Annotated in this window: 1 protein-coding gene; it reads right to left on the bottom strand. The window is 55.3% G+C overall.

Annotation, left to right across the window (positions count from 1 at the left end):
• Positions 1-84: 84 nt before the first annotated feature.
• Positions 85-1,032, bottom strand: coding sequence for a hypothetical protein (locus EOC06_RS37010; RefSeq protein WP_245470415.1), 948 nt, complete (start codon positions 1,030-1,032; stop codon positions 85-87).
• Positions 1,033-1,565: the final 533 nt, after the last annotated feature.

The raw sequence follows: 1,565 nt of genomic DNA on the forward strand, positions 1-1,565 counted from the left end.
CACCTAATAATGCTGGGGAGAGCATAGGCATCAGAATAGCTGGAGAATGGCAGGCCTTTGCGAACAGCGTCCATATTGCTTACCTCACCGGCAGCCAGTCATAGTCAGATATATTTTTGGCGAGTTGTCGAACGGCGATACATGGGCGAGCACTGACCGAAGCTTCCGTGGAAAGTCAGCTGCCATTCGACCAAGCAGGATTCCAATCATTGTGCCGCTGTGGGCGACTATGACCCCGAGAGCGCCGCTGGCCTCGGATGCTTTTAGCATCGAGTCCAGATGCTCCTTTGGAGACCGCTCCTGATGCAGGAGCGCGCTGGCCGTAGCTATTCTGCCTATCGTGGCCGTGTCACCCTGCGGAATTGCTATCCGTGCGCGGTCGAGTAATTGGATGTATTCTGCTCTGTGAGTGGCGGAGATTTCACCTCGCCCTTGATCATAGTCGACGGTTTCGACCGTCCCTCCTTCATCGATGCCAACGATTGCAAGCGGCGGCATTTGTCCGAGAAAGGACAGAAGGCTACATGCTCGCTGCTGATATGCGACCACGCCTGGATACATCACCCCGTCGGATGGCTCAATCTCCGCCATGAGCTTCTCGATCAACGATGTCCGGACTTTACGCTTGAAGCAGCAGGCGATTGACCGAGCGGCCGCAACAAGATCCGCAGACGAACTCGCCAGTCCTTTGCCTTCCGGGATCTCAGATTGCAAAAGGAGGGTTCCTCCTGAGGCGCCGAGCGCAATTACGAGATTCTCAGCCAGTCGTTTTGCTTTGACTTTATGCGACGGATAAACGGTAACAGATCGTGTGCCTGCAATCGGCATGAAGTGAGCTCGCGCAAAGAGCGCGATGGGCATCGTGACCAAGAAGTGAGGGTCCCGAGGAACGGAGCCGACCGGCAACTGGCCTTGCAGCAACTCGCCAAATGTGCCGCAACAAAGAGCGTCGCTCGAATGAAACCTTGGCTGCTGCACGTCCTCGGCGATAATCTGGGCCGCATCCGCACCCTCAAACGTCTGGTGATACATGTATGGCCTCCAGACTTCATCGGCGGCCGCTTCGAGAAGTCCTCTTGTCGACATATTCGCTCCGCTTCCTGGAGGGGGGACAGGATGCGTAGAATTTTGGATCGCCATATCACTTCCCCGTCAGGTACATTGAAGTGTGATTTGCTGCTACGGGACCAGACCTGGATCATCGCAACAGGGCTCGCGTTTCAGTTGGCTATTCAAGTACCAGGGCGCTAGGTGCCTGACCTCAGACTTTAGGGGGAACCTAGCATTGTCAGCGATTTTAGATTGCAAAGATTCTGTGAAGTAGCTTAAAGGATTAGTTAACCCCGTTATCGACCGCAACTCCGAACGCGATTTTTACCACGCGTTACGGCGACCTATGCCGGCACTACGCATGGAGCCAACCCGCAAATCCCGGCTTCGGCCGGCATAGTCTCATGTCTGCTAAACGACCGTTCCCTACATTGGCCGGAGTGGCCGTCCCATCGTCTTTAACATGCTCGGCCGCGCCAAGAAGGTGTCGATCTCCAAGGAGAACACCACCATCG

The sequence above is a fragment of the Mesorhizobium sp. M7A.F.Ca.MR.362.00.0.0 genome, from assembly GCF_004023175.1.
Lineage (GTDB): Bacteria > Pseudomonadota > Alphaproteobacteria > Rhizobiales > Rhizobiaceae > Mesorhizobium.